Annotated in this window: 24 protein-coding genes and 3 tRNA genes; 16 read left to right on the forward strand and 11 right to left on the reverse strand. The window is 64.0% G+C overall.

Going from position 1 to position 25,126, the window contains the following annotated elements; genetic code table 11:
- Position 1: 1 nt before the first annotated feature.
- Positions 2–1,468: a single-stranded DNA binding protein gene (locus SG26_RS06270; RefSeq protein WP_050037130.1), complete on the reverse strand. Its 1,467-nt coding sequence runs from the start codon at positions 1,466–1,468 to the stop codon at positions 2–4.
- A gap of 192 nt (positions 1,469–1,660) precedes the next feature.
- Complete coding sequence (locus tag SG26_RS06275) at positions 1,661–2,008, reverse strand: hypothetical protein (protein WP_023843424.1); 348 nt, start codon at positions 2,006–2,008, stop codon at positions 1,661–1,663.
- A gap of 258 nt (positions 2,009–2,266) precedes the next feature.
- Here SG26_RS06275 and SG26_RS06280 point away from each other — a divergent pair.
- From SG26_RS06280 to SG26_RS06290, 3 genes are all read left to right on the forward strand, one after another.
- A tRNA-Arg gene (locus SG26_RS06280) sits at positions 2,267–2,339 on the forward strand.
- Between the two features lie 158 nt (positions 2,340–2,497).
- A complete protein-coding gene (locus tag SG26_RS06285) occupies positions 2,498–3,106 on the forward strand; it encodes a DUF309 domain-containing protein (protein WP_050037131.1) in 609 nt (202 codons plus the stop codon).
- A 103-nt stretch (positions 3,107–3,209) separates the two neighbouring features.
- On the forward strand, positions 3,210–3,770 hold the full coding sequence (locus tag SG26_RS06290; RefSeq protein WP_079980843.1) for a diadenylate cyclase: 561 nt from the start codon (positions 3,210–3,212) through the stop codon (positions 3,768–3,770).
- A 449-nt stretch (positions 3,771–4,219) separates the two neighbouring features.
- Here SG26_RS06290 and azf read toward each other — a convergent pair whose 3' ends face one another.
- Positions 4,220–4,993, reverse strand: a complete 774-nt coding sequence (gene azf / locus SG26_RS06295; protein WP_008307667.1) for an NAD-dependent glucose-6-phosphate dehydrogenase Azf — start codon at positions 4,991–4,993, stop codon at positions 4,220–4,222.
- A 74-nt stretch (positions 4,994–5,067) separates the two neighbouring features.
- On the opposite strand from azf, the gene SG26_RS06300 reads away from it, so the two are divergent.
- From SG26_RS06300 to SG26_RS06315, 4 genes are all read left to right on the forward strand, one after another.
- Entirely contained in the window at positions 5,068–5,415 is a 348-nt protein-coding gene (locus SG26_RS06300) for a dihydroneopterin aldolase family protein (protein ID WP_008307666.1), read from the forward strand.
- A gap of 73 nt (positions 5,416–5,488) precedes the next feature.
- The gene (locus SG26_RS06305) at positions 5,489–6,595 is read left to right on the forward strand and encodes a hypothetical protein (RefSeq protein ID WP_050037132.1); all 1,107 of its coding nucleotides are present in this window, start codon (positions 5,489–5,491) and stop codon (positions 6,593–6,595) included.
- Positions 6,596–6,700: 105 nt separating this feature from the next.
- Complete coding sequence (locus SG26_RS06310) at positions 6,701–7,147, forward strand: DUF5790 family protein (RefSeq protein ID WP_014041411.1); 447 nt, start codon at positions 6,701–6,703, stop codon at positions 7,145–7,147.
- A 231-nt stretch (positions 7,148–7,378) separates the two neighbouring features.
- Positions 7,379–8,266, forward strand: coding sequence for a DUF4399 domain-containing protein (locus tag SG26_RS06315; protein ID WP_050038250.1), 888 nt, complete (start codon positions 7,379–7,381; stop codon positions 8,264–8,266).
- 27 nt (positions 8,267–8,293) lie between these two features.
- Here the strand turns inward: SG26_RS06315 and SG26_RS06320 are convergent, their stop codons facing one another.
- Complete coding sequence (locus SG26_RS06320) at positions 8,294–8,818, reverse strand: DUF6789 family protein (RefSeq protein WP_014041413.1); 525 nt, start codon at positions 8,816–8,818, stop codon at positions 8,294–8,296.
- Positions 8,819–8,962: 144 nt separating this feature from the next.
- Here SG26_RS06320 and coxB point away from each other — a divergent pair, with 144 nt between their 5' ends.
- From coxB to SG26_RS06335, 3 genes are read left to right on the forward strand one after another with little or no spacing between them, the layout of a single operon-like run.
- Positions 8,963–9,715, forward strand: a complete 753-nt coding sequence (gene coxB / locus SG26_RS06325) for a cytochrome c oxidase subunit II (RefSeq protein ID WP_014041414.1) — start codon at positions 8,963–8,965, stop codon at positions 9,713–9,715.
- Positions 9,712–12,282, forward strand: coding sequence for a cbb3-type cytochrome c oxidase subunit I (locus SG26_RS06330; RefSeq protein ID WP_050037133.1), 2,571 nt, complete (start codon positions 9,712–9,714; stop codon positions 12,280–12,282). The genes coxB and SG26_RS06330 overlap by 4 nt, the downstream gene beginning before the upstream one ends.
- A gap of 4 nt (positions 12,283–12,286) precedes the next feature.
- A complete protein-coding gene (locus SG26_RS06335) occupies positions 12,287–12,553 on the forward strand; it encodes a cytochrome C oxidase subunit IV family protein (RefSeq protein ID WP_014041416.1) in 267 nt (88 codons plus the stop codon).
- Positions 12,554–12,573: 20 nt separating this feature from the next.
- Here SG26_RS06335 and SG26_RS06340 read toward each other — a convergent pair whose 3' ends face one another.
- Entirely contained in the window at positions 12,574–13,014 is a 441-nt protein-coding gene (locus SG26_RS06340; protein WP_050037134.1) for a hypothetical protein, read from the reverse strand.
- Positions 13,015–13,193: 179 nt separating this feature from the next.
- On the opposite strand from SG26_RS06340, the gene SG26_RS06345 reads away from it, so the two are divergent.
- Positions 13,194–13,625 carry a hypothetical protein gene (locus SG26_RS06345; RefSeq protein ID WP_225306785.1) on the forward strand — a complete coding sequence of 144 codons (432 nt, stop codon included), beginning with the start codon at positions 13,194–13,196 and terminating at the stop codon, positions 13,623–13,625.
- Positions 13,626–13,862: 237 nt separating this feature from the next.
- Here the strand turns inward: SG26_RS06345 and SG26_RS06350 are convergent, their stop codons facing one another.
- Both SG26_RS06350 and SG26_RS06355 read right to left on the reverse strand, forming a co-directional pair.
- Entirely contained in the window at positions 13,863–15,785 is a 1,923-nt protein-coding gene (locus SG26_RS06350; RefSeq protein WP_050037135.1) for an ABC transporter ATP-binding protein, read from the reverse strand.
- Between the two features lie 39 nt (positions 15,786–15,824).
- Positions 15,825–16,412 carry a DUF192 domain-containing protein gene (locus SG26_RS06355; protein WP_050037136.1) on the reverse strand — a complete coding sequence of 196 codons (588 nt, stop codon included), beginning with the start codon at positions 16,410–16,412 and terminating at the stop codon, positions 15,825–15,827.
- Positions 16,413–16,509: 97 nt separating this feature from the next.
- Here SG26_RS06355 and SG26_RS06360 point away from each other — a divergent pair.
- The 4 genes from SG26_RS06360 (at position 16,510) to SG26_RS06375 (ending at position 18,502) form a co-directional block, all read left to right on the forward strand.
- Positions 16,510–16,583, forward strand: a tRNA-Val gene (locus SG26_RS06360).
- A 635-nt stretch (positions 16,584–17,218) separates the two neighbouring features.
- Positions 17,219–17,292 (forward strand) — tRNA-Phe (locus SG26_RS06365).
- A gap of 298 nt (positions 17,293–17,590) precedes the next feature.
- Entirely contained in the window at positions 17,591–18,160 is a 570-nt protein-coding gene (locus tag SG26_RS06370; RefSeq protein ID WP_079980845.1) for a hypothetical protein, read from the forward strand.
- A 96-nt stretch (positions 18,161–18,256) separates the two neighbouring features.
- Positions 18,257–18,502: a hypothetical protein gene (locus SG26_RS06375; RefSeq protein ID WP_014041423.1), complete on the forward strand. Its 246-nt coding sequence runs from the start codon at positions 18,257–18,259 to the stop codon at positions 18,500–18,502.
- 119 nt (positions 18,503–18,621) lie between these two features.
- Here the strand turns inward: SG26_RS06375 and SG26_RS06380 are convergent, their stop codons facing one another.
- Together SG26_RS06380 and SG26_RS06385 are read right to left on the reverse strand one after the other, a co-directional pair.
- The gene (locus SG26_RS06380; protein WP_255355552.1) at positions 18,622–19,176 is read right to left on the reverse strand and encodes a class I SAM-dependent methyltransferase; all 555 of its coding nucleotides are present in this window, start codon (positions 19,174–19,176) and stop codon (positions 18,622–18,624) included.
- A 158-nt stretch (positions 19,177–19,334) separates the two neighbouring features.
- Positions 19,335–19,859, reverse strand: coding sequence for an Hsp20/alpha crystallin family protein (locus SG26_RS06385; RefSeq protein ID WP_014041425.1), 525 nt, complete (start codon positions 19,857–19,859; stop codon positions 19,335–19,337).
- 221 nt (positions 19,860–20,080) lie between these two features.
- On the opposite strand from SG26_RS06385, the gene SG26_RS06390 reads away from it, so the two are divergent.
- Complete coding sequence (locus SG26_RS06390; RefSeq protein WP_050037137.1) at positions 20,081–23,146, forward strand: FAD-binding and (Fe-S)-binding domain-containing protein; 3,066 nt, start codon at positions 20,081–20,083, stop codon at positions 23,144–23,146.
- On the opposite strand, the gene SG26_RS06395 is transcribed toward SG26_RS06390, so the two are convergent.
- Both SG26_RS06395 and SG26_RS06400 read right to left on the reverse strand, forming a co-directional pair.
- Positions 23,138–23,665, reverse strand: a complete 528-nt coding sequence (locus tag SG26_RS06395; RefSeq protein ID WP_014041427.1) for a hypothetical protein — start codon at positions 23,663–23,665, stop codon at positions 23,138–23,140. The two genes, SG26_RS06390 and SG26_RS06395, sit on opposite strands and share 9 nt — an antisense overlap.
- Before the next feature lie 52 nt (positions 23,666–23,717).
- Positions 23,718–24,914 (reverse strand): ATP-binding protein, encoded by a 1,197-nt coding sequence (locus tag SG26_RS06400; protein ID WP_225306786.1) that lies wholly within the window; start codon positions 24,912–24,914, stop codon positions 23,718–23,720.
- Positions 24,915–25,126 lie beyond the last annotated feature (212 nt).

Below are 25,126 nucleotides of genomic sequence, written 5' to 3' on the forward strand. Positions count from 1 at the left end.
CTCAGAACACGTCCTCAGCGTGAAGCCGGTCGTCGCGGAGTTCGCCACGGACCGTTATCTCCTGCCCTAACTGCACGCGCTCGCCGGTTTCGACGCTCATCGTCTGCTCGCCGTCGTCCAGCACCACGGGGTCGCCGGTCTGGACGACGGTGCCGGTGAACTCCACCTGCTGGCCGGCGCTCTGTGCGCCACCGTCCGGCGACGTGTCGCCGGTACCAGCACTGACTGCGGCCGCCCCGTCGCCGCTGTTGTCGGTATCAGCGTCGTCCGCACCGTCACCGAAGGAGGACAGGCCAGCGTGTTCGGCGTCGGTCGTCTCGGCGCTGGCTCCCCCACCTGCGCCACCAGTCGCCAGATCCGCGCCGTCGTCGAGCACGACGACCGTAGAGTTCCAGCTCGCCGAGGCCTCCTTGTCGTCCTGCCAGCCGTCCTGGATTTCGACATCCGCCGCGAGCACTTCGTCGCCCGGCGCGATGTCCTTGTCCGCCTTGTCGCCCCACAGCGCCACGCGGATGTCGCCCGTCGCGTCCTGGATGCGGACATTTCGGACCTGTCCCTCGCTGCCGTCGTCGCGGTCGAACGTCCGCTTGGGGTCGGCCGAGCGCACGACGCCAGCAATATCGGCTGTCTCTTCGAGTTCGACCTCCGCGATTGGGTCAGCGTCGGGCTCAAAGGCCACGTCGTCATCCACTTCGTCGACGGCCCCTTGGTCGCCGACGTGGAGTTCCAGCGAGCCGTCCCGCTCCCGGACGTAGCCATCGATTATCTCCACGGCCGCCCCCGCATCGAGTTCCTCGGCGCGGTCGGCTCGGTCGTCCCACAGCGTCACCCGGATACGCCCCGTCTCATCGCCGAGCGTGAGGTTCGAGACACGGCCCTCGCTGCCGTCATCCCGGTCGAACGTCCGGATGGTGTCGGTATCAAGCACGAGCCCGCGCAGCGTCACGTCGGACTGGCCCATCGTCAGCGCGTCGATGGACGAGCCAGCGCCCGGCTCCACGTCGATTGTGGCGTCGTCGTCCGGCTCCGCCTTGTCGACGGACACCTCCAGCCCGTTGTAGCCGTCCTTCGGCCGACCCTTCACCCGGAGTACGTCGCCGACCTCCAGTTGCCCCTCGTCGATGTCGACGGCCTGGCCGTCCCAGAAGGCGAGCCTGAGGCTGCCGCTCTCGTCGGCCGCCTCGACGTTGATGACCCGGCCGTCCTCGTCCTCGTCGTCGCGTTCGAAGGTCTTCAGGTCGCCGATGGCCATCACCTTGGCGAGGAACTTCACCTCGTCCATCCCGGGTTCGATATCGGCGATGGCGTTGACCTCGTTCTCGTTGAGCTCGTGGGCCAACAGCATCGCGGCCGTCTCCTCGTCGGCGAGCCCGCCCATCTGCTCGACCTTCTCCTCGACGGCCTCGCGGAACTCCTCCTCGGGGACGTCCGTCTCTAGGTCCTCGTAAATGTCCTCTATCGCACCCATCTATCTATGGGACGCTGGGCTGGGGCGCGCTTAAGCGTTGTCGTTGGGCGAGCGAACGGCCGCTGTCGGTCGATTTCGGTGGTCTCCCGTCCATTACTCGATGGTGGTCATGCGATGGGGTATAAACCCTCGTCCGCTGGCCCGGCAGCGGGCACTGTTATGCCACCACGTTGAGAGAGTCGTGGGCAGCCGTTAGCGTGTCGCTGTTGTTACGGGGCTCTGGCCGTCGCCGGTGTCGTGAGACACAGACACCGTGCCGGGGAGCCCGTTCTCAAACGTCGCCGTCGCCCGGTAGTCGATCTCCATAATGGCTTGCGTACACACATCGCCAGCGTCCGGTTTATCCTTCGTCCCAACACTGATGCGAAGTTCATCGGCACTCGAATCGTACGTGACGTCTGTTAGGTCGGCCGTTTTGCACCCATCAGATCCCCAGATAGTGCCTTCGACGACGACTTGATCGCCGTCGAAAGCCACCGTTGCCGAACTTGTCTGTGACCCGGACTGTCGCTGGGTGACGCTGAATGTTGTCTCGTTCACACTCGGGGTTTCACTCGCGCCCTCTGTGGATGTTTCCCCGCTACCGGGCGCCCCACCAAAGCAGCCAGCGAGCGCTATCGAGCAACCGAGACCACCGTATCGTAGGAGTTGTCGCCGCTTCATATTCACCCGAATGTAGGCCAGTTGAAAGATGCTCCCGGTCGCTCAAATCAGCGTTGTAGCGAAGTGTGCCTACTCGTCGCGTGACGGCACGCGAACCGTCACCCTTTTTAGGTGCACCACCCTCTCTGGAAATGAGTCCGGATAGGGTAGTGGACTATCCTCTTGGCTTGCGGAGCCAGGGACCGGAGTTCAAATCTCCGTCCGGACGTTCATTCCATTCACGACCGGACGTGCTCCACGCTCGCGTGGAACTCCGTCCGGACGTTTCTACCGACGCAAACCGCCGAGCGACGGTAATAGGGTCTCGCTGTCGAAACTTTGCACAGATGGCGATGTGGTTTTCCGACCGCGAATACAACCCACCGTGTGCGCGACCATCTCCGTGCCGGCATCGCAGTGTACAACGAAGGTCGCTACCACGCCGCACACGACGCGTGGGAGGCGTACTGGCTGGACCTCGACGAAGGTGACGACGAGCGGTTTCTGCACGGTCTCATCCAGTTCACCGCGGTCGTCCACCACGCTAGCGAGGAGAACTGGTCGGGCGCGCAGGGACTGGCCGAGAGCGCGGTGGAGTACCTCGACGGCCTGCCCGACCCGTACCGCGGGGTGGCACTATACAGGGTCCGGTCGTTCCTCGCGGCGACGGCGGCGGACCCACACCACGCAGCGGCGGACCCGCCAGTGGTGACCCACGACGGCGAAGCGATTGGCTACGACACGCTTGATTTCGACGCTACCGCCATCGCTGCCGAAGTGCTGGCGGAGGCTGGCCGGTACGACGAGGAAGTCATCGACGACGCTGTTGACCGCGCGCGAGATGAACTCGACGGCGACGGCGGCTCGCAGTTCGTCGGAATGGTGTTCTCGTTCGTGCGCGAGCGCGACCAGCGCCCCGTCGTCTACCAGCGGCTCCGGGACCACGTCGAACTGGAACAGCAGAAAGACGACGACGTGCGGGGGCTGTTCGAGTAGCTCGGGCCGCTTGACTGGCTGGTTACCCATTTAATCAACACAACGGATTTTCCGGAAATCCGCACCGACTATGCCCGTGGCGGCCCAACCGACAGACGACCGAATGAGCGACTCGATTGAACGTCCGAGTCCCACAGACGCGGAGAGAGAGGCCGCCCCGGAGAGTGCTGTTCTCGACCGAATCAGGGGCTGTGTCGAGGACGTGAGTCTGGCGTTCGACCGGTGGGACGACGCTCACGTACGGGGGCCGGGGCTGTACGTCGTCATCGAGCGCGACCCGACGACGGCGTTTTCCGACCCGATGGGGTCGAACCGGTGGCCGGTCGAGGACTGCCCGAGCGTGTTCGACCAGTCCGGGGCGCTGTTCGAGGCGGCCCGGTCGGTTGCGGTTGCGTGTGACGGCGCAGTTGTCGTCCGCAGTGACGGCACAGTCAGACCATCGATGGTTCGGCTCACGCAGTTGACTGAAGCGGAGGCGGAAACTGTCGACCAGCTCCCGTATGCTGACTGGATGGGGACACGACACATGAGTGCGCTGGAGACCTCCACTCGGGACGCCGTGTTTGCAGTGGTGACGCTGAGCGAGGAGAACGGGCGGGTCACTGTCTTTCGAGACGGGACCTACGAGGACCGGCAGCGCGGCGTGCTCGGCGAGAAGTGGTAGCGGTCCGTGGTGTGCCCGCCACGGCTCCGGTTCGGCGACCTGAGCTTCGATACGGGCGTTTTTGCTGGGTTCGTGTCCCAACCCACGCACTTATGTCAACACTCCGAATAGATGGAGACATGCAGTCCCGCCTTATCCGTGCGTGGAGTCGTGCCAAGAACGCTGCCGCTTTCGCTGCCGTCGGTGCTGGAATCGGTGGGCTGTTCAGTAAAAGTGCGGCGAGTAGTGGTGCCGCGCTCGGCGCACTCGTCGGCGCCACGATCGGCGAGAAGCGAGCGTCGGCCCCATCTCGGAGAAGATAACAGACGAAGCGAGTGGATCGTTTCTTCGGACGAATAGAACCGGACTGGTGTCCGACAGAGCGACTGGACGATTCGAACCAGCCTGTTGCTCGGAGACGCTACCGTATCGGCGCAGGCGGCAAAAGCTCACTGACGCCGGTAACAGCGCTACGGTTCCGGTTCGGCGACGCGTTCTTCGCCGTCGAAGTGCGCGGAGTTGTCCTGTGGGTCGTAGCCAAGTACCTCTTTCGCGCGCTCGATGGAGTAGTACTTGCGGTCGTTGTCGGAGATCCCGTAGACGATTTCGTACTCGTAGTCGGCCTGGAGCGCGCAGTCGTGGATGTGAGCACAGTCCCGGTAGGAGAGCCACATCGCCTGCCCGCGCTCGTAGTCTATCGGCGGGTGGCCCCGCGTGAGGTTGCCGATACGGATGTTGCAGACGGAGAGCCCGTACTGGTCGTGGTAGTAGCGGCCCAGCACCTCGCCGGTGGCTTTCGAGACGCCGTAGAGGTTGCCGGGGCGGGGAAGTTCCGTCCCGTCGAGGCGGTACTGGTCGTCCGGGCGGTACATCTCGGGCGTGCGCTCGTCCGTTTCGAAGGAGCCGACGGCGTGGTTCGAGGACGCGAAGACGAACTTCTCGACGCCCTCGTCGACAGCGGCCTCGTACATCTTCTGGGTGCCGTCGATGTTGTTTTCGAGGACGGAGTCCCAGGGGGCTTCGGGCCGGGGGTCGCCGGCCAGGTGGATGACGGCGCTGACGCCGTCCATCGCCGCGGCCACGTCGCCCTCGCTGGACACGTCCCCGACGAGGTACTCGTGGTCGGGCTCCTCGGCGGGTGGGCTGTGGAACATGAGTTTCCACTCGTAGGCGTCCTCGAGGCCTTCGAGGATGGCCGCCCCGACAGCGCCGCCAGCGCCGGTGAGCAGAACCGGGTCGTCCATTCGTATGAGACGATACGTCGCACGCAATAGGTAGCTTGCGGTTCGCTTTTGTGTCGCCCAGCCGGACCGAGCGTATGGAACCCACAGCTCCGCAGGAGGCGTGTTTCGAAGCGGGCGTCAAGTTCGGGTCGTTGTATCACCAGTTTGCCGGCACCCCGATCAGCCCGGCCAGCGCCGACTCGCTTGCGGCGGCGATGGAGGAAGCCATCGAGAACCAGCCGTTCTGTGAGGCGGTCACCGTCAGCGTCCGAACAGAGGCGCTGGAAGACGCTATCGCCGAGGGCGGGGCGGACTACACCGAACTTACTGGGCGGTTCATCGACGTCGAGATGCGCATCGAATACGAGGGCGTCACGGTCGAGACAAGCATGGCGATGGAGGACGGCTACCCGCTGATGCAGGTCGACGCAGTGCAGGAGTGAATGGCCGGACGGGAGCCTGAATCACTGTCACAGGCCCGAAAATTTTACCAGAGCGGGCTGTGAGGCTTCCGATATGGCCCTCCACGCAGTCGACGATATCGACGACGCAATCGACGCGACGAAGTCGTTTCTATTCCCGTTCGAGAAGGGGACGTGGCTCCGAATGGCGTTCGTCGTGTTCTTCATCGGTGGCGGTGGTGTCGGACTGAACAACGTCCAGTCGTTCAGCAACTTCGGCGATTTCGGCGGGAACGGCGGACCCGGCGGTCCCAGCGGCCCGGGAAGCGAGTTTCAGCTGGCCGCGCCGCTTGAAACTGTGATGTCCGTGCCCGGGAACCTCGCCTTGCAAGTCTCCGAGCCCGGCGTCCCGTCCGGCGCACCGGACGAACTACTCGCCGGGGCTGGGCTCCTTGTGCTCGCCGTCATCGGCCTGTTCATCCTGCTGGCATTCGCGTACGGCATCCTGAGTAACTTCATGGAGTTCGTGTTGACCCAGGCGCTCATCGACCGCGAGATACACGTCCGCCGATACTTCAGCGACCACGTCGGGAACGGAATACGGCTGTTCCTGTTCCGGCTTGTCCTCGGGGTTATCTGGCTCGGCGTCGCGCTCGTGATCGGTGCGGCCGTGTTCTTCCTGGCGCTCGGTGGCGAAGCCGCAAACGTCGGTACGTCGAGCGCCCTCGCGCTATCGGGACTGTTCATCGCCGTTTTCGCGGTGCTCGCGATAAGCTACGGTATCGTCTTCGGCTTCACCACGGTGTTTGTCGTCCCGCTGATGACGGCGGACGACGACGGCGTCCTCTCCGGGTGGTCGCGGCTCTGGGGGTCGATGAAAGGCCACCCCAAGCAGTACCTCGCCTACCTGTTTTTCTCCATCGTCCTCCAGATCGGTGTCGGTATCGTCAGCGCGATTCTCGGCATCATCGCATTTATCGTCGTTCTGATCCCGTTCGGGCTCGTTGCGTTTGCGCTGTATCTCGCGCTCCAGAATTCCGTCGGCGTGGTCCTGGCCGGGGTTGTCGGGCTGCTGGGGCTGCTGGTCCTGCTCGTTATCGGTGCGCTCATACAGGTCCCGCTGACGACGTTCCTGCGGTACTACGCGATGCTCGTGCTGGGTGACATCGACGCAGACATGGACCCGATTCCCGAGGTGCGCTCGGACATCCGGGCCGAGTAGCCACAACGGCTTTTCGGTTTCAGGAATTGCCGACCGGTCACATCCTGCGGTTTCACTTTCACTTTCAGGCGGGCTTTTAATCCCTCACCGCCCCAACGTCTCCGTATGAGTCAGTCAAGTCTGGACGACGACGAACTGTTCGGAGAGGCGGCCAACGAAATGCGCACGGACGTCGAGGAGTCGCTCGCGGAGGCTCGCGACGCGCTCCCCGAGGCCGATTCGGTCTGGGACGTGGAGGCCGACAACACGCTCGGCGTTCTGAACTCGCTCAAAACGGCACTCGACGTGGGCGACGCCGAGGACCACCTCCGCGACGCGAAGAAGTGGTACACGATGGGCGAACGCGCGGACGCCTTCGAGGACGCCGACGACCTCGCCGAGGAAATCGAAACCATCGCCGACCTCATCGACGACGTCGACGACGCCCGCGAGCAGATCGGTGACCTCACCGCGACGATCCCACAGCTCCGAAGCACGCTCGAAGAGTTCGAGGGTGAAGACGGGGCGGACGCGGAGGCGGACGGCGACGCCGATGCGGAAGCCGAAGCCTGAGCGCAAGCTAGCCACGTTCCGGCGAATGCTCACCGCGTTCTCCGCCGGTCACCAGCGCATCGCTCGCGTCGTCCAGCGACTTTTGTCCCGCAAGTCCCGGTTTCGGTGAAATTGACTGCAGAAACAGGTCCGGCCGGTGCCTGGCAACCGGTGTGACATTCTATCCAAAGCCGTATTTACGGCCGGTCGAGCGCTTAAGTGTTCGTGGAGCAACAGTTCCGGCCACGCGATATGGACGACAGACTCACACGCCGAACGTTCGTCTGTGGCGTCTCGACTGCTGTAGCGACCGGTCTCGCGGGCTGTAGCGAGGACCAGTCGGGCGGCGGCGCGGTGACACCGACCCGGACAGACGGAACCGATAGCATGGCAACGGAGCCAGCGAACGGCGGGGACACCGACACCACAGAAGCGGAGACCGGGGCGTATCGGAACGGCGTCGGACAGAACGCCAGCGTCTCCGTTGCGGTCCCAAACGATACTGCGGCCCTTACCAGTCCGTCCGTACAGTGGCGGGCAACCGCCGACGGCGTTACCATCGAAGAAGCCGGGGAAGTGACCAGCGGGGCCGGGCACTACCACATCATCGTTGACGCCGACCCTGTAACGCCGGGCGAGACAATTCCGACGGACGACGCCCACATCCACTACGGGACCGGGCAGAAAGACGGCGTGCTGGAACTAGACCCCGGCGAGCACACGCTCCACCTCCAACTGGGGGACGGCGCACACACGGCGATGGCACTGACCGACAGCGTCGACGTGACCGTCAGCGACGAGGCCAGCCTCAGTGTCGAGACGAGCGTCGACGGGAGCGTCGTTGACTGGGAGGCCAGTGTCGAGAACTACACCATCGGACCCACCAGCGACGGTATCACGTCGAATACGGGCCATCTGCACGCGATCGTCAACACCGATCCGGTGCCGACCGGCGAGGTCATCCCAAACGATGCGCGACACGTCCACTACGGCGATGGCTCGACGAGCGGGAGCCTCGACCTCGCCGAGCAACTGGGCGATGCATACGAGGCCGGCGAGCACACAGTTCACTTCCAGATCGCGTCCGCAACACACCGTGCGACGACGCTCACCGCGTCGGAGACAGTGACGACGGAGTAGCTCGCAATCTCAGACAGGTCTTCGGCCTCAGACGATAGAGTCCGGGCGCGTCGAGAAGTAGTTGAACACCGCGCCGAGACCGATGCCGTAGACGACGTGAGCGATGAGCGTCAGCACCGCGTACAGCACCAGCGTGAGTCCGGACTGGTCGGTGTAGAAGGCGAGCACGAACCCGGTCCACATCGCGCCGCCGAAGAACGCGCCGCTGACGGGATCGGACTGGCCCGGGAGGTACGCTTTCAGCGAAGCGAACAGCAGCGGCCACGGGAACATCCCGCCGCCGAGGAAGATGAAGAAGCCGAACAGTACCTCCGGGACGTAGCCGGTCAGGCCCACGAGTTCGGTGAGGATTGCGAAGTCGTCGAGACTGAACGCGCCCAGTGACTGGGCGATGAGGAAGACGACGGACATCATCGCGGTCCCGACCAGCCCGCCGGCAGCACCGACGACACCGTCGGCGAGAATCCCGGCGAGGCTATCGAACTCCTCGACCTCTGTGAGGCCGTCGTCGTTGATAGGCGGGTCCTCGACGCCGGGTGACGTGTCTTCCATGGTGTGTTGTAACATGGCAGTAGATAAAAAAGTTCCCGCACACGTTAGGCCAGCGAAGGACATATGTCAGAAATCTGTCCGCAATACCTATTACAAGGTGGGAAGAATCATGAAGAAATGGCGGCATCCTTGATAACATACGCCATGGTTGTGTTCCCCTTGCACGGTGGCGACGTCAGGGCACCCAGTGCGGTGTTCGACCAGATCTTCGAGGTGTTCCTGCTGCTGGGAACAGCCGTCGGGGTGGTCGTCGTGGCGTACACGATGTACCACGCGCTCAAGTACCGCGACGACGGGGGCGGAACGGACCCGTACGCCGACAAGGTCGAACGGCCCGAAATGGGGGAGATGCCGACCGGCGGCGCGGGCGGCCGGAAGGTGTTCTACTCGTTCAGCATCAGCGCCATCATCGTCGTCTCGCTCATCGCCTGGACGTACTCGCAGCTGCTGTACATCGAACAGGGTCCCGATCTGGCTCAAGAGGAGGCGCTGGAGATCGACGTAGAGGGATACCGGTTCGGCTGGGACTTCGTGTATCCGAACGGGCACACGACCAACACGCTCTACGTGCCACAGGACCGGGTGGTCAGGTTACAGGTGACCTCGACGGACGTGTTCCACAACTTCGGGATACCGGAGTTGCGAGTCAAGACCGACGCCGTCCCGGGCCAGTACACGTCGGCCTGGTTCACGGCCAACGAGACGGGGACCTACGCCGCCAAGTGCTACGAGCTGTGTGGCAGCGGCCACTCGCTGATGACGACGGATGTGGTTGTGATGCCACAGGACGAGTACGAGGAGTGGTACGCGGAGACGAACGGGACGGCGGCGAGCGGCAACGAGACGGACCAGCGAATCGCGACTGAGGCGACCGCCCTCGGAGGTGCGCCCGCATGAGCCACGACCACGAACACGGATTGCCGCCCAAGTCGTCGGTCAGCCGGTGGTTCCTCACGACCAACCACAAGGACATCGGCGTGCTGTATCTCATCACCGCGCTGTTTTTCCTGATTTTCGGCGGCGTCCTCGCCCTGCTGTTCCGCCTCGAACTGATTTCCTCAGGCGCTGACTTGCTGGGGTCAATGGGGTACAACCAGGCAGTGTCGACCCACGGCCTCCTGATGGTGTTCTGGTTCATTTCGCCGTTTGCCTTCGGCTTTGCGAACTACCTCGTCCCGCTACAGATCGGCGCGGACGACCTCGCCTTCCCGCGGTTGAACGCGCTGTCGTACTGGCTGTACCTGTTCTCTGGCATCCTGATGGGCGTCTCCTTCTTCCAGGGGACCACCTTCGCGGGCGGGTGGACGATGTACGCCCCGCTGAACACGCCGGCGTACATCCCCGGCGAGGGACTGGGGGCGACCTCGGTCGTGCTGGCACTCATCATGTTCACCGCCGCGGTGACGCTGGGGTCGGTGAACTTCCTGACGACGATGTACCGGATGCGCGCCGAGGGGCTCCGGATGCGGGACATCCCCATCTTCTCGCTGTCGATCAACCTCACTGTCTGGATGATGCTGTTCGCCTTCGCGGCGCTGCTGGCGGCGCTGATGATACTCGCCTCCGACCACGTCCTCGGAACGACCTACTTCCAGTACTCTATCGACGGGACGACGATGGCGACCGACGCGGACAACCCGGGTGCGTCGCTGCTGTGGGCGCACCTGTTCTGGTTCTTCGGCCATCCGGAGGTGTACATCGTCTTCTTCCCGGCGCTGGGCGTGATGGCCGAGTGCTTCCAGACCTTTACCGGCCGGCGGCTGGTCGGCCGCAAGTGGTTCATCATCTCGATGGTGCTGGTGGCGCTCCAGAGCTTCGTCGTCTGGATGCACCACATGTTCCTGACCGGCATCAACCTCCCAATCAAGACCATCTTCATGGCGACGACCATCGGCATCTCGCTACCCTTCGACCTGATGGTGTTCTCGCTCATCTACACGATGGCGAAAGGTCGGGTCCGGTTCACGACGCCGTTCCTGTTCTCGCTGGGCGCGCTCATCCTGTTCATCATCGGCGGCATCACCGGCGTCTTCCTCGGCGCAATCGTGCTGGACTACCAGTTCCGCGGGACGTACTGGGTCGTCGCGCATTTCCACTACGTGATGGTCGCGGGCGCGACGGCGCTGTTCGGCGGCCTCTACTACTGGTATCCCAAGATAACGGGGAAGATGTACAACGAGACGCTGGGGAAGATACAGTTCGGCGTCTACTTCCTCGGGTTCAATCTGCTGTACTTCCCGATGTTCATCGCCTGGGAGACGCCGCGGCGAGTGTTCGTCTACCCCGATGGCCTGCAGATCTGGCACACGATGGCCACTGTCGGCGGGTTCATTCTCGGCGCGAGCTTCCTCCTCATGTTCTACAACCTCTTTGTGAGCCTCTGGCGCGGGGAGGATGTCGGGCCGAACCCCTGGGAGTACGCCACCTCCGCCGAGTGGGCCGCCGCCTCGCCGCCGCCGCTCGAAAACTTCCCCGGTGTACCGAGCTACGCCACCGGGAAACTGGAGTTCCTCGACGAGGAGACGGTCGCCGAGCGGACCGAAAGCATGCCCGGAGCCGCGGCCCACGGCCACGCGGCGACCGACGGCGGGACCGCGACGGACGGCGGCGCGGTGACAGCGAGGGCCGCGGCGACGGCCACTTCGGTGGAGCCGGCCCACGAGGTCGGCGGCGAGGAACACGCCAGCCACGCCAGCTTCTGGCCGTTCCTCGTCAGCCTCGGCGGGTTCATCGCCTTTCTCGGGCTCTCGGGCGTGCGGACGGGGAGCGTGTTCTACCTGTCGATGGCGGCCATCGGCGGGGTGGCGACGTTCGGGTCGCTTGTCGGCATGACCCGCGAGCCGTTCCACGCGCCGGAGATGGCCATCGCCGAGCGGTGGCCTTTCGAGCGCGTCGAGAAGATGAAACTCGGGATGTGGACGTTCCTCGCCAGCGACATCGTCCTGTTCGGGGCCTTCATCGGCTCCTACGCCTTCGTCCGGGTCGCGTACGGCTGGACGGCCTGGCACCACGACCTCATCCCGGCCGAACATGTGACGATGCCCGGCCTCATCAACACGTACCTGTTGCTCACGTCGAGTTTCCTCGTCGTGCTCGCGATGGTCGCCGCAGAGCGCGAGAGCAAGCGTGGGACCGTCGCCGCGCTCGTCGGGACGTTCGCGCTCGGAGTCGGCTTCCTCGTCAACAAGGGACTGGAGTGGCAGCACCTGTTCCACATCAGCACAGAGGCGTTCCCGAACGGCTGGAACCTCTCGACGAACATCGCGTCGTCGACGTTCTACCTGACGACGGGGCTACACGGGGCCCACGTCATCATCGGGCTCATCATCTGTGCGTACATGACCGTCCGGGCCTGGAACGGGGCCTACCAGGGCGACGACAGGGCCATCGAGTACTTCGGCCTGTACTGGCACTTCGTCGACATCGTCTGGCTGTTCCTGTTCCCCCTCTTCTACATCCTCTAGAACAATGGACTGGAAAGGCTACACCGTCATATACGTCGTGTTGTTCGTGTTCGCGACCGCGCAGGCCGTCGTCGAGTTCGCCGGCCTCGTCGACAGCGCCTACTGGGCCGCCTTCGCGCTCATCATGGTGCTGTCGGTGATCAAGGCCGTCGGCGTCGCCGCGTACTACCAGCACCTGCGCTGGGAACCACGGGCCGTCACGTACCTCGTCCTCGGCGGGACTGTCGCCGCGCTCGCGCTGACCGGCGCAGCGGCGTACTCGATACTGTGACCGGCCAAGCAACCTGAAAGTCAGGCCACCAACTGGAAGCCAATGGCGATGAGGAAGAGCACGCCGGCGACGGTCGCGGACTCGGCGACGGCCAGCGAACGGGGATGCCCTCGTCGCGTCGCCGACAGGTAGACGCCAAACAGCAGGTAGCCACAGAGACCCGCCCCGCCGACGACAGCGACCGCCAGCCCGGCTATCGACTGGGTCTCGACGGGGCCGGAGATGGACGCGACGACACCGATGAGGAGCCCGACGACCAGCACCGCGAACGCGGCGACCCAGACCATCGGCTGGTCGGCATACGTCTCGAAGCGACTCTCGCGGTCACTGGTTGGAGACCGGCCGCTCGTTGACGACCCCGGGCTGTAGTGATACCAGCCGCGCCCGCGGACCATCCATGCGACCACCGCCATCACCAACACGCCCATTAGTGCCGTGCTAGCGAGGTACGTGGTTGACATGTGATAGCATTACAACACAATGCGTAATAATCGTTTGTGCCCGGCCGACGAGAAACCGGTGTTCTCGTCGCTGTTGTCGTCGGCAACCGCTGCTAACGGACAGATGTTGCTATTTGGCCAGCGGACGGTGTCTATCCTTTCACAGAAAGTCTATGCGTGTCTAAGAACAACTTGAATCTGTGCAATTCGCCCCGTTCGCCGGTGAACAGCCGTTTATGGGTGCTGCTTTCGCGCTTTCGGTCGCCATCATCCTTGGAAATCTGATCGCACTGGGCTACTGGGCCCGTGCGGAGGCCAGCGCACGTAACGGCTCAACTCTCTGGACGTTCCTGTTTCTGTATACGGGTTTTGGCCTGGTCTACTATGTCTGGGTCCGCTACGTCCGAAACGACTGGGAGCCGCGCACGGAGCCAGCCGACCGGCGTGAACGGGTGGTCACTGCCTACTCGCTGGCCGTCCTTCTGGCGTTCGTGGTCGGCGCGTTCGTCACACCGCCAGACCCGATGATGCAAGTTCTGGCTCTCCCGCCGCTGTTTGTGGTCTCGTTCGTCGTTTCGTATCTGTTTGTCACGCGAGGGTCGGTCGGCGATAGCGGCGGAACTGCTGCCTAAGCTGTGAGAGTGTGCTGTAGCCCATCGTATGGCCCAGCTGGCACTGTCAAGCTAAAGTGACAGGATAGAGGTTGAGTCTGGGAGGATACACCCTTCAGCGACCGGCTGTTTCAGCCCATTTTAGGTCTGGAGAAGCGGCTGTTAACAGAGCCAAACGGCTCAGACATGGCGTCCTCACCGCTTCAGTCGTCGGCAACTGCTGATAACTGACGGTTCGAACATTGCGTTCTCACCGTTTCAGTCATCAGCATCCGTCCGCGCCCGTCGCTGAATCGCACGCTCGACGAACTCTTCGGGGAGTTCGTCGATTTCGCCGGCCTGAACCGCCCAGAGGTTGGCGTAGAGGCCGTCCGCGGCGAGCAGGTCGTCGTGACTCCCCCGTTCGACGATACGGCCGTCCTCGACGACGAGAATCGTGTCGGCGTCTTTCACCGTCGAGAGACGGTGGGCGATGGCGAACGTGGTCCGGTCGGCGGTCAGGTCGTCAAGCGACCGCTGGATGAGCATCTCCGTCTCCGTGTCCACGTCGCTGGTCGCCTCGTCGAGGATGAGAATTTCGGGATCTTTCAGAATCGCCCGGGCGATAGCGATGCGCTGGCGCTGGCCGCCCGAGAGCTTGACGCCGCGCTCGCCGACCATCGTGTCGTAGCCGTCCGGGAGATTGCGGACGAACTGGTCGGCTTCGGCGGCTTTCGCAGCGGCGACGATTTCCTCGTCGGTCGCGTCGAACGTCCCGTAGGCGATGTTCTCGCGGACGGTGCCGTAGAACAGGAACGTCTCCTGACTGACGTAGCCGATGGCGCGACGGATGCTCTGAATCTGGACGTCCTGAACGTTCTGGTCGTCGATGCGGACCGTGCCGGAATCCACGTCGTACATCCGGAGCAGGAGCTTCAGGACGGTGGATTTCCCCGCACCGGTCGGGCCGACGAGGGCGACCGTCTCGCCGCCGTCAGCCTCGAAAGAGATGTCCGAGAGCACCGACTCGTCGTCGCTGTCGTAGCTGAAGGACACGTCGTCGTACTCGACCCGTCCCTCGGTCACGTCGAGCGGCGGCGCGTCCGCGGCCTCTTCCAGGCGGCCGGGGGTGTCCATCAGCCCGAACACGCGCTCGGCGGAGGCGTAGGCCCGCTGGTACATGTTGATAATCTGTCCGAATTGGGCCATCGGCCAGACGAAGCGCTGGGTGTAGATGATGAACGCGACGAACTGCCCGCGGGAGAGACTCGCCGTGAGCGGCCCCGGAGCCTGACCGGTCACCATCAGCCCGCCGACGATGAAGGTGACGACGAAGCCGATGCCAGAGACCAGCCGGAGGCCAGGGAAGAACGTGATTCGCGTCTCGATGGCGTCCCAGTTGGCGTCCAGATAGTCTTCGGAGGTGTCCTCGACCCGGTCGGCCTCGTAGGGCTCGGTGTTGGCGGTCTTGATTATCTGGATGCCGCTGAGGTTGTTTTCCAGTCTGGAGTTGAGCTTGCCGACCGTCGACCGCACCTCGGCGTACTTGGGCTGGATGACGTCGATGAATCGCTTCGTGAACACGGCGATAATCGGGACCGGCAACAGCGCGACCAGCGCCAGCTGCCAGTTCATGTAGAACAGGTACGTGGCGATGCCGACGACCATGATTATCATCCGGGAGGCGGAGTTGAGGCCGTCGTTGAGGAACTTCTCCAGCCGGTTCACGTCGTTCGACAACACCGACATCATCTCGCCGGTCTGCTTGTCGGCAAAGAAGTCCATGTTCAGCCGCTGCATCGTCTCGTAAGTGTCCGTCCGGACGGCGTGCTGGACGTGCTGGGCGAACTTGTTCCAGCCCCAGTTCCGACTCCAGTGGAAGACGGCCCCGATACCGAACGACGCGGCGATGATGCCGGCCGTGAGCCATAGCTGTGGGCCTTGCCCGCTGGGAATCCATGCATCGGGAACCAGAAAGAGCCCGTATTCGACCTCCTGCAGAAAGATAGCGTCGATAGCCAGCGCCAAAAGAATCGGCGGCAGCAGGTCCAACATCCGAGCCACGATAGAACTGCAGAGGCCGACGACGAACGCTCCCCACTGTCCTCGGCCGTAGCCGGTGAACAGTCGAAGCATCGGCTGGTCGACGCGTTCCCTGGCGTCTTCGAACACGTCGTCGTCCGAACCCGCGTCGAAATCCATTGTCGAATCCAAGGGTTGAGCCCGCAAAAGGCCGTCGGGCTACGTGGCTTCGGGCGGCAGGTCGACCCGGTCGCCGACCGCAACGCCGGTCCGGTTTGTCCACCCGCGGTTCACTTCGAGGACGTACTTGCCCCGCCCCGCGTAGCCTGTCAGGCCGTTCTCGGAGGTCCCCTCCGGCGGGAGCGCCGCGTGGTGGATGGTCGTGATAGTGCCGTTGGCGTCGATGAAGATGATGTCAAGCGGGAACGACATGTTCCGCATGACGTAGGTGTGCTGGCCCGCCTCGTCGTGGACGAACAGCATTCCTTCGTTGGGCCCAAGCGACTCGGTGTTGCTCAGGCCGACGTACCGCTGATCGAACGTCTGTGCGATGCGAACCTCGACCGTGCCCAGCGGTTCCCCAGCCTCTTGTTCACGGGCCGCGATGGTCGTCTCCGGCATCGAAGTATCCGTCGAAGGCTGTGTCGCGGTCGGTGTCGCCGCGTCCGAGGCTTCCCGAACCGTCACTGTGCCCTCCTCGTACTCGCCGGTCCCGAGTACCTCGATCCAGAGGCCAGTCTGGAGAACGACGGCAGCCGCGACGAGGAGGCCGACGAGTCCGAGAACAATCACAGCGGGGCGCTGCATACCCCGTGTGAGGGGCAGGCCGTGGGTAATACTGTCGGTGCCCACTGTCGACCGAGAGAGAAAGCGTTATTCCTGCCGATGGAAAACGGTGGCATACGGGTCCGTGGTCTAGTTGGTTATGACGTGGCCTTTACAAGGCCGAGGCCGGTGGTTCGAATCCGCCCGGACCCATCCTGCGACGAACGGACGTGAGGGGCGGATGGTCCCTGTGGATTCGATTCCTGCCAGTCGCGCGCAACGCAGTGAGCACGTCTGGCTTCGGTTCGAATCCGCCCGGACCCACTGAACTTCTCGCGGCGCTCACCTCCGAGCGCCGCATGTGTGATTCGGCCGGGCGGTTCGAATCAGGGAACGAAGCAGCGCGGAGTGACCGTGGTTCGAATCCGCCGGGAGAGCACTGCTCTCCCGAGCCCTCGTTCGCTTCGCTCACGAGGACGCCCGGACCCATCCTGCGACGAACGGACGTGAGGAGCGGATGGTCCCTGTGGATTCGATTCCTGCCAGTCGCGCACGATATCATGACCCAGGTACCAGAGCGTCTATCTCGATTGATAGTCGCCCGTAATCCATATATCCGGAGTGGTGGTAGTGCGTGGCATGATAGATGGCTCGACGTGTCCGGCCTGCAGCGGGCACGTCTCGACGACTAACGGCACCGAATACGAATGCGACGACTGTGGCGAGACGTTCGACAGCGCGGACCTGTTCCTCCCGTAATCGGCGGTCGAACCGCCCGGCCGACCCCACAGAACCTGCGCCCGCTTTCGAAATGCTTTTTTCTACCCTCGTCATCGCTTGGAGTGCACGCCGCCTTAGCTCAGACTGGGAGAGCACTCGACTGAAGATCGAGCTGTCCCCGGTTCAAATCCGGGAGGCGGCATTTCTCTGAACCTACCCGCTGAGCGAAGCGAGCGTAGTAGATTCCGTTAGTGCGACTCGAATGGATTTGAACGAGGCCGGAAAGGCGCAGCGGAGCGAGTATTTCTGGCCGTAGTCCATCAGGCGGGGGACAGCATTTACCTGCGAACAGCGGAATCGACTCCTCTTCGATTCATCTGGTATGTGGTTCACCGAACCGCCCGATGACGATCGAGCAGTTGAACGGCGCGGGCGAAACCGCGTCGCCCCGGTCGGGAGACACGGTCGCCGGAACAGGTAATTCCGTAGCGACGAGTGGCATGGGTATGACAGAGGAGCCAGCACACGAGCAGATGGAGCGCCATGCGACCCTGACAGACGAACTCGCGGCCCTCAGTGTGGAGCGGGACGCCGTCGCGGCGGCAGTGCAGGACCGGCTTGCCGACGCGGTTTCGGAGGCGATAGCAGAAGCGGGCGCGAACGTCGGGAATCTCGGGCAGTCCAAAGACGGTAAGCGGTTCCGGTTCGAGGCGCGACTCGACCGGGCGGCGCTGGTGGCGGCGGTGACGGAAGCGCTGCCGGACGGATTCGTCGTCTCCCACGTCAACGAGGACGGGACGCTGAGCGTGGACTGGACCGGCGACAGCACCACGCCGTCGAAGCGTGAACATGGGGCCATCCTGAAGGCAATTATCGCAGAGGAAACAGAGACGGACAGCGACGGCTTCATTGAGTCTGTACCCAGCCGAGACCGCGTTCTGGCGCGGGCAGTGGAACTGGGCGTCGACGAGGGTGACGCGGCAGACCGCCTCAGTCGGCTGGCGACGCTGGATGTTGTCGATATCACCGACGAGGGGGTCTACCCCGACGAGAACTTCTCGCGGTACTAGCGCTTGGAACCGCCCGACAGCGGGCGTCGGTACGCAGGTAGACCGAGTGGCGCAACCGACGTTTATTACTTAGCCCGGCCAGAAATGTCACACAGAATGGCAGTACTATCGACAGAAGACGAGGGGAAGTTCCTCATGGACGCACAGGGAGAGCAGATCGGCATCGTGACCGAGGTCGACCCGAAGGGACAGGTCGCGTACGTCGAACCGGATCCGGACCTCACCGAGGCCTGGGTGCAGGGGCTCGGGTTCGGTGACGCCGACGAGGACGATATCGAGGTCGCCGCCGACGCCATCGGAACGATCACTGACAGCGAACTGCGCGTGACTGTCGACCTGTAGTCACGCTCCGGATTCGGGACGCTCGCCCACCACGAGCGTCCACCACTTGACGAACTGCGTCCGTTCGTAGAGGTCGAGCAGCCGCGCCGACGCGTCCGACTCGGAGATGCTCGCGAGCATCAACGGCGATCCGAGCGTCCGTTTCTCGGCGACTTCGAACGATTCGGATACGAGGTCGGTGACGGCGGTCTCCGAGAGGTGGCCGTAGATGTCGGTGTCTTCCTCCAGCAGCCCCAGCCGGAACGCGGCACCCTTGGTGAGCTTGCGGTACAGCCCGGCGTCCCTTCGAGCAGAGCGATACGGCCCGCAGGGCGGAGGACGCGGGCGGCTTCGCGAATGATTTCCGGACGGTCCGCGGGCGGGACGTGGTGGAGGAACCGGCGGCCGATGAGAGCGTCGAAGGAATCGTCGGCGAACGGGAGCGCTCGGGCGTCACCAGCCAGCGCTGGCTTGCGGACGGTTTCAACGTTCGACGGCCAGCCTTCCAGTCCGACATCGGCGCGGGGATGCATATGCTGGCCGAACGCGAGTTCGAGCGTCCGGCCGGGCGGGAGCTGTTCGGCTAGTAGCTCGTCGTGTCGCTCGTAGATTCGGTGCAACAGCGGGTGTTTCCGGACGTTCCGCGGCCGCTCGACGATTGCGCCGTCCTGAACGTCCCAGGTCGCGTCGGACATATTACGGCCTCACAGCACGGAGACCCCGGCGGTCGCACGAAACTATAGAGGCGATAAGAGAGCAGCAGTAGCTGACTAATACCGGGATAGCAGGTTGTTAAGGGCGTTCTCACTGGGACAGTCGTGTAACGTCGGCAGACAACAGCCGAAAAGCGAGTCTATTTGATTTCGATCCGGTTCGAGTCGTCGGCGTCGTCCGCGCGCGGCAGCGTTATTTCGAGAACGCCGTTGTGGTAGGTGGCGGTGATGTCGTCGTCCACGACCGGTTCGGGAACAGTGACCCGTTCGGCGACCCGTCGGCTGTGGCGGCGAGCGCCGTCGCTGGTCTCTTCAGCGACCGTGCTCTCGCCCTGGATGCTGAGGACGCCGTCCTCGAAGCGGACGACGAGGTCGTCGCGCTCGAAGCCCGGGAGGTCGACCATCACGGCGTATCCGTCGTCGGTCTCGTCGACGTGGAGGTTCGTGTCGATACCGGGCCGGCGGTGGCCGCTCCGGCGTACGTCCGTGGACGGTCGGTCGGTACGGCGTTCCGGACTGTCGTCCATCCGGTGTCTCGAATCGTCACCCATCCGGCGGCCCAAACTGTCGTCTGTCCAGCGACTCTGGCTGTCGTCCATCATCGACCGTCGCGTCTGTGCGAAGAGTCGGAGCATCGTCTCGAACGGATCGTTGCTGTGTGTCATAATCACCTTATATAGGCTAGTACTGATATTAACAGTTGCGTAACATGTGCTATCACAGGGAGACAGAAGCGCGTGCCCCGGGCAGACGCTCGACCGGGTCAAAAGTGCCTCATGGGCTACCGTAGCGGAACTGTTTTGGCAGGCGTACAGCTAGAACAGCCAGAGCAAACCGCCGAGTACCCGGTCCGTCGGTGGCCGGGCGACTGGAAACGAGACACACCATGGCAACCGATTCCGGCACCCGGATAGATCCTTCGGCTGACGAGGTATCGAACTACGACTACCAGAACGACACCGTCGCCCGGTCGGGCCTCGTCGACGACCTGCGAGCGCGCATTGACGGCGAGGTGCGGTTCGACGAGTACTCGCGACAGTTGTACGCGACCGACGCCAGCCTCTACGAGGTGCTGCCTATCGGCGTCGTCTATCCGCGGTCGACCGATGACGTAGCCGCGGTCATGTCCTACTGTGCCCAGCGAGAGATTCCGGTCCTGCCCCGCGGCGGCGGGACGAGCCTCGCCGGCCAGACGGTCAACGAGGCCGTCGTACTGGATTTCTCGCGGTACATGAACGACCTCGTCGAGGCCCGGCCCGACGACCGGCGAGCGCGAGCCCAGCCGGGCATCAAGCTCGGCGACCTGAACGGGGAGCTGGCCGACCACGGGCTGAAGTTCGCGCCGGACCCGGCGTGGGGCGACAAGAGCGTTCTCGGCGGCGCTATCGGTAACAACTCCACCGGCGCACACTCCCTGCAGTACGGCAAGACCGACGCCTACATCGAAGAGTGCGAGGTCGTCCTCGCAGACGGCACCGTCACCACGTTCGGCGAGGTCACCCGCGAGGAACTGCGCGACCGAGCGGACCCCGACGGTGACCTCGAAGCCCGGATTTACGCCGAAATCGAGCGGATACTCGCCGAGGAAGGCAAAGAAATTACGAGCCACTACCCGGACCTGAAGCGCAACGTCTCGGGGTACAACCTCGACTGGGTCCTCGGAGATGCACAGGACGGGACTGTCAACGTCGCGTCGCTGCTGGCGGGCAGCGAGGGGACGCTTGCCATCGTCACCGAGGCCGAGGTGTCCCTGGAGCCGATTCCCGAGACCAAGTCGATGGCCCTGCTCGCCTACGAGGGGCTCATCGAGGCCATGGAAGACGTTTCGGACATCCTCGAACACGACCCGGCGGCCGTCGAGGTGCTCGACGACGTGCTCATCGACCTGGCCCGGGACACCGCCGAGTTCGAGGACGTGGTCGGCATGTTGCCCGAGGGGACTCGCACGGTCCTCATCGTGGAGTTCTACGCCGACGACGCGGAGAGCGGCCGGCGGAAGGTCGCCGACCTCCTGGCAGACCGAACGAACGGCGTCGATTCGATCGCTGCCCCAACAGATGGCCGGACCGTCGTCGACGCGCCGGTGCGGGCGTTCGACGCCATGGAGGCCCACGACGAGGCAAAACGCGAGAAGTTCTGGAAGATGCGCAAGTCCGGCCTCCCCATCCTGCTCTCGCGGACGACCGACGAGAAACACGGCTCGTTCATCGAGGACACCGCCATCCCGCCCGAGAACCTCCCGGAGTACGTCGCCGACTTCCAGGAGATTCTCGAAGAACACGACACCTTCGCCTCCTTCTACGCCCACGCCGGCCCCGGTGTGCTCCACATCCGCCCGCTCATCAACACAAAGACAGTCGAGGGCGTCGAGACCATGGAGTCCATCGCCGACGCAGTGACCGACCTCGTGGTGAAATACGGGGGCAGCGTCTCGGGCGAACACGGCGACGGCCGCGCCCGCACGCAGTGGAACGAGAAGCTCTACGGCCCGGACCTCTGGGAGACGTTCCGGGAGCTCAAGTCCGCGTTCGACCCCGACTGGCTGCTCAACCCCGGCCAGGTCGTCGGCGTCGACGCCGCCGCTGTCGAGTCCGGCGAGAAACCCGAGCGGGCACGCACGGTCGACATGACCGAGAACCTCCGATTCGACCCGGCCTATGAGTTCGACGCCGGCTTCGACCCCGCGCTGGAGTGGGACAACGACAACGGGATGCAGGGGATGGTCGAACTCTGTCACGGCTGTGGCGGCTGTCGCGGCCCGCAGGAGACCACCGGCGGCGTGATGTGCCCGACCTATCGCGCATCCGAGGAGGAGATGACGACGACCCGCGGCCGCGCGAACATGCTCCGGCAGGCCATGAGCGGCGACCTGCCGGACGATCCCACCGACGAGGAGTTCATGCACGAGGTGCTGGACCTCTGTATCGGCTGCAAAGGGTGTGCGAAGGACTGCCCGAGCGAGGTCGACATGGCGAAGCTCAAAGCCGAGGTGACCCACGCCTACCACCAGGAACACGGCTCCAGCATCCGAGACAGAATCTTCGCCAACGTTGACGCACTGGCAGGTCTGGGCAGCGCCTTTGCGCCGCTGTCAAACCTCGCGACGAAAGTTCCGGGTGCTCGAACCGTGCTGGAGAAGGCGGTCGGCATCGCACCCGACCGGACGCTGCCGACCTTCCGGCGTACGACGCTACAGGACTGGTTCGACGAGCGCGGTCCGCAAGTCCCGGCGGATGAAGCCGAGCGGCAAGCCCTGCTGTTCCCCGACACGTACACGAACTACAGCCACCCCGAGGTCGGGAAAGCCGCCGTCCGCGTGCTCGAAGCCGCGGGCGTCCACGTCGAGTTGGCCGACCAGACCGACAGCGGGCGACCGGCCCACTCGAAGGGCTTTCTGGACCAGTCCCGGGCGACTGCGCGGGACAACGTCGACGCGCTCGTGCCCGCCATCGAGGAGGGCTGGGACGTGGTGCTGGTCGAACCCTCTGATGCCGTGATGTTCCAGTCGGACTATCTGGACTTGCTCTCTGGCGAGGACGCGGAGACGCTCGCGGCCAACGCCTACGGCGTCTGTGAGTACCTCGACACCTTCCGGCTGGACCAGGGGGCCGACTGGGACGCCCCTGGTGAGACGCTGACCTACCACGGCCACTGCCACCAGAAGGCGACGAAGAAGGACCACCACGCCGTCGGCGTCCTCCGGCGGGCCGGCTATGACGTCGACCCGCTGGACTCGGGCTGCTGTGGCATGGCCGGCTCCTTCGGCTACGAGGCCGAGCACTTCTCGATGAGCAAGGCCATCGGCTCGATTCTGTTCGACCAGATTGGAGAGAGTCGCGGCAACACTGTGGTCGCGCCCGGCGCGTCCTGTCGCACGCAACTGGACGACTGGGACGAAAGCGACGGCGAGCCACCGCACCCGGTGGAGAAGCTCGACGCTGCCTTAGCCTGAGTCAATCTCGTCTGGCTGGCGAACCGCCTGTGCGATACCGACTGTCTGGCCGACCAGCGCAAGCCCGATGCCGGCAAGCAACGCGGTTTCCGCCGGCGGGAACAGCGCACTGGCGTAGACCGCCCCACCGAGAACGCTCAATACTGCTCCGGCCATGTACGCCCGCTGGCCTGCTGGAACGCGCTTGCCAGTGTGGTAGAGACCCACGCCCGGAACGACCATCCATCCCAGTATCGTCGTCGTCAGGAACGGGATCCGAAGCGGAGCGTAGAGCAAGCCGACGATGCCGCCGACGGTCAGGAGGAGGCCGACGAGGAGAATGTCGCGCCAGACCCGGAGGACGCCCGTCTCCATCTCGTCCCACGAAAGGACGGCGAACGCAGCGATGAGGACGGCAGCGACGACGTGAAACACCAGCACCGTCCGGTCAGTGACCACATCGAGATGAGCCAGCCCCACGAGCAGCCACGCGAGCGGGATGAGTACGGTCGGGCCCTGTGCGCGCAAGCGAGGGAACATACGCCTCACTGTGCCTCCCACAATCAAGAAACGTCGGTCGTGCGGACTGGTGTCATGCCCGCGGGAGTTCGACGACGAAGTGCGCGCCGTCTAGGGCGGTGTCGGGGAAGGGCGCGTCGGTTTTGCTGGCGGTGTCGGCGAGGGAGATATCGCCGCCGAAGCTCGTAACGAGTGTCTCGACGAGATGGAGCCCACCGCCGTGCGTGTCGCCCGCCCGCGGGTCGAAAACGCTGTCACGCCGGTCGTCGGGAATCCCCGGTCCGTCGTCGACGACGTGGGTCTCGACATCGTCGTCGGTCTCCCGGATCGCGACAAACACCGATGGCTGATGATATCTGTCTCCCGTCAACTCTGTCGTCTCCGCCCGCTGTGCCTCGCTCGGCAGCGCTGCTCCGTCCGTCGCGGTCCCCTCGGCGGAGAGTTCTGCTGCCGGCGTCCCGTGTTCGATAGCGTTCTCGATGAGGTTCCGGAGAACCGGGCGAGCGGCCTCGTTGGTGTATGCCATTGCGCTGTCCGGGGCTTGAACTTCGATGGTGATGGGATGTGTTTGCTCGATTCGCTGTATCACCGCCTCGGCAATCCCGACGATGTCGGTCGGTTCGAATGCCGGGTCGGAACTGAGGGTCTCAACGACCGCCCCGGCGTTGTCGACCAAGCTATCGAGTTCGGTTACCTGCTCGTGGATCGCGTCCGCTGCCGTTTGAACCGTGTCCGAGTCGGCGTTCCGTCGAATGATCGTCGCGCGGCCATCAATAACGACGAGTCCGTTCGCGATATCGTGTCGAAACAGGTCGTTGACGAACGACAGCGTGTTCGCGGTTCGGGTCGCCCGACTGGCATCCTGACGGGCCCGAACCGCAAGCGTGCCCGCGATGAGTCCCGTGACAGCGCCCGTCTCCATCGCCAACAGGGTGACGAACACCGGTTCGGCGATTGTTCGACCCTCCATCATGCGGATAAAGACGCTCAAACCGATGATAGCCCCGACCGCAGCGCTGCCGACAACGCTCCAGACGAAAACTGTCCATATCTGCTCCCCCGGTGTCGACGACGAGACGAGGCGATAGCTGCCATACACTAGCACCAGCGGCAGTAGCCCGTCGAGGGCCAACGCGAGCGCAGGGCCGCCGACCTGTCCGATACGCTGTGTCTCGATACCGAGGTGCCAGACGATGGCCGCACCTGTGAACGCGAGTCCGAAGCCAGCAAGCAGCCACGGCGCAAGGCGGGCCCGGGCACCACGGTACATAATTATGACTTGTGCTCGAACGGCTAATTCCATTTGGTTAGTGATCCGGTAAGACCGAACGCGACGCCGTGGCGTCTATAGCCAGCCGGGAGAGCCGGCGGCGCATGTGCCATGACAGTATTACACACCCCCTAATCGCCAGACAGCGGTCGGATCTTTCTGTTTCCCACCAGAGCATCGTACCGACACTGTTATCCGTGGTGCTGGCATCT

It is taken from the genome of Haloarcula sp. CBA1115 (assembly GCF_000827835.1).
GTDB lineage: Archaea > Halobacteriota > Halobacteria > Halobacteriales > Haloarculaceae > Haloarcula > Haloarcula hispanica.

Bases quoted from the DNA above. Each gene is read 5' to 3' on its own strand.
- SG26_RS06270 (WP_050037130.1), bottom strand. From the start codon at position 1,468: ATGGGTGCGATAGAGGACATTTACGAGGACCTAGAGACGGACGTCCCC.
- SG26_RS06290 (WP_079980843.1), top strand. From the start codon at position 3,210: ATGAGCGACTCGATTGAACGTCCGAGTCCCACAGACGCGGAGAGAGAG.
- azf (WP_008307667.1), bottom strand. From the start codon at position 4,993: ATGGACGACCCGGTTCTGCTCACCGGCGCTGGCGGCGCTGTCGGGGCG.
- SG26_RS06300 (WP_008307666.1), top strand. From the start codon at position 5,068: ATGGAACCCACAGCTCCGCAGGAGGCGTGTTTCGAAGCGGGCGTCAAG.
- SG26_RS06305 (WP_050037132.1), top strand. From the start codon at position 5,489: ATGGCCCTCCACGCAGTCGACGATATCGACGACGCAATCGACGCGACG.
- SG26_RS06310 (WP_014041411.1), top strand. From the start codon at position 6,701: ATGAGTCAGTCAAGTCTGGACGACGACGAACTGTTCGGAGAGGCGGCC.
- SG26_RS06315 (WP_050038250.1), top strand. From the start codon at position 7,379: ATGGACGACAGACTCACACGCCGAACGTTCGTCTGTGGCGTCTCGACT.
- SG26_RS06320 (WP_014041413.1), bottom strand. From the start codon at position 8,818: ATGGAAGACACGTCACCCGGCGTCGAGGACCCGCCTATCAACGACGAC.
- coxB (WP_014041414.1), top strand. From the start codon at position 8,963: ATGGTTGTGTTCCCCTTGCACGGTGGCGACGTCAGGGCACCCAGTGCG.
- SG26_RS06330 (WP_050037133.1), top strand. From the start codon at position 9,712: ATGAGCCACGACCACGAACACGGATTGCCGCCCAAGTCGTCGGTCAGC.
- SG26_RS06335 (WP_014041416.1), top strand. From the start codon at position 12,287: ATGGACTGGAAAGGCTACACCGTCATATACGTCGTGTTGTTCGTGTTC.
- SG26_RS06340 (WP_050037134.1), bottom strand. From the start codon at position 13,014: ATGTCAACCACGTACCTCGCTAGCACGGCACTAATGGGCGTGTTGGTG.
- SG26_RS06350 (WP_050037135.1), bottom strand. From the start codon at position 15,785: ATGGATTTCGACGCGGGTTCGGACGACGACGTGTTCGAAGACGCCAGG.
- SG26_RS06355 (WP_050037136.1), bottom strand. From the start codon at position 16,412: ATGCAGCGCCCCGCTGTGATTGTTCTCGGACTCGTCGGCCTCCTCGTC.
- SG26_RS06370 (WP_079980845.1), top strand. From the start codon at position 17,591: ATGGGTATGACAGAGGAGCCAGCACACGAGCAGATGGAGCGCCATGCG.
- SG26_RS06375 (WP_014041423.1), top strand. From the start codon at position 18,257: ATGGCAGTACTATCGACAGAAGACGAGGGGAAGTTCCTCATGGACGCA.
- SG26_RS06380 (WP_255355552.1), bottom strand. From the start codon at position 19,176: ATGTCCGACGCGACCTGGGACGTTCAGGACGGCGCAATCGTCGAGCGG.
- SG26_RS06385 (WP_014041425.1), bottom strand. From the start codon at position 19,859: ATGACACACAGCAACGATCCGTTCGAGACGATGCTCCGACTCTTCGCA.
- SG26_RS06390 (WP_050037137.1), top strand. From the start codon at position 20,081: ATGGCAACCGATTCCGGCACCCGGATAGATCCTTCGGCTGACGAGGTA.
- SG26_RS06395 (WP_014041427.1), bottom strand. From the start codon at position 23,665: ATGTTCCCTCGCTTGCGCGCACAGGGCCCGACCGTACTCATCCCGCTC.
- SG26_RS06400 (WP_225306786.1), bottom strand. From the start codon at position 24,914: ATGTACCGTGGTGCCCGGGCCCGCCTTGCGCCGTGGCTGCTTGCTGGC.